Origin of the sequence: Streptomyces ossamyceticus, assembly GCF_001418475.1 — a bacterium.
GTDB lineage: Bacteria > Actinomycetota > Actinomycetes > Streptomycetales > Streptomycetaceae > Streptomyces > Streptomyces ossamyceticus.
Map to the genome: position 1 here is coordinate 1 of NZ_LIQX01000614.1, position 1,468 is coordinate 1,468.

Below are 1,468 nucleotides of genomic sequence, written 5' to 3' on the forward strand. Positions count from 1 at the left end.
TCGGCGACCGTGCCGTCGCGGCGCTGTCCGTAGCGTTCCAGTCCTCCGCCGGCAGCGGTGAGGTACTCCTCAACCCGCTCCGGCAAGCGGCCGCGGCGATCTCCAAGGCGCCCGCGATGCGGGATTTCGCCGCATCAGCCCTCACAGCGACCACCGGATAGGCTCCCCCACATGGTTACCGCACGCGATACCCGCAATCAGATCATCGATGCGGCCGAGTGCCTGTTCGGGTCCAAGGGGTACGGCAGCGTCTCGATCAACCAGATCTGCGAGGAATCCGGGTTTCCGGTCGGCTCGGTCTACCACCACTTCGGTAGCAAGGCCGGCGTCCTGAGGGCTGTTCTCGAGCGAGGGTCGACCGAGTTCTTCGCCAACCTGCCTAAAGTCGACGACTCAGCCGGCTCCCCCGAAGAGCGCCTGGCCGTCTACTACGAGCGGGCAGCTGATCTCATCACGAAGCAGCGGCAGCTGTTCCGGCTGTACACCTCTCTGCGCTTGCACGAAGCCGGCAACAGGGAGACCCAGGAGATCGTGGACGTCATGGAGCAGCGCGCCGCAGCGCACCTGACCGCATACCTCGAACCGATTGCCCGCGGTTATGGCGTTCCCGACCCCGCCGCCTGCGCGAGAGAACTCACGACGATCACCATGACCTACACCTCCGGCGCCGTGTCCGTCGCCGGTGACGACGAGGACCGCATCCGGGCCGAAGTGAACACTCTGCACCGGCTCGTTCGGGGAGCGATCCTCCAGCGCACCACGCGCTCACCCGTCCCCAACTGATCACCGAGACCACATGGCGTCCGAGGATCGGAAGCGTCGATCGGCGCGAGCAGGTCCAGGACGCACGATGCGCCCGCCCCAGCCAGAGTTTCGTTGCCAGGCCGTCTGTCCGCACGTGGACGAACGGCGAGGCGCCAGACACGGCCGCCGCGTTCGCAAGCCAGGAGCAGACGGATGGGCCCCACGCACCCGCGGTGACGGCGGTGCCAACGGCAGCCGCGTTCATGGCACTGACAGATCCGCAGGTGAGGAGCCCTCAGGTCACCGAGGCATGCCGGGCGAGGTGAGCAAGGGCCGCCGAGCGCGCGGACCGCGCGGTGACCCGCCGACCGTCCTGGGGACAGCGCTGGCAAACGAGAACGAGCCCGCCGGTCTGGCATCGCAGTTCCACCGTCCAGGTCCGCGCCGCCTGAGGACACACGGTGCGCAGCCTCATGGGCGGGTGTCCCTCCCTTCCCGGTCCGGCGCCAGCCCCACCGCGGGGTACGGCGGGACGGCCGACACCGTAGTGCAGACCCCTGCCCTCCCGCCGGTGGAGCCATCTGGAGAAACAGGGCAGAGATCCGCACAGAGGTCAGCAGCGTCGACCACCCCGACGCCGTGCTGTGCCGCACCAACATCGGCGCCATGACAGAGGTCATGCGTCTGCTCGGCGAAGGACACCGCGTAGCCCTCACCCGGGGAG

General features: G+C 68.4%; 1 protein-coding gene. It reads left to right on the plus strand.

The annotated features are described in order from the left end of the window. Positions 1-171: 171 nt before the first annotated feature. Complete coding sequence (locus AOK15_RS34805) at positions 172-783, plus strand: TetR/AcrR family transcriptional regulator (RefSeq protein WP_055522296.1); 612 nt, start codon at positions 172-174, stop codon at positions 781-783. Positions 784-1,468 lie beyond the last annotated feature (685 nt).

Excerpts from the sequence above, each read along its gene's own strand:
- AOK15_RS34805 (WP_055522296.1), top strand. The coding sequence starts at position 172 with ATGGTTACCGCACGCGATACCCGCAATCAGATCATCGATGCGGCCGAG.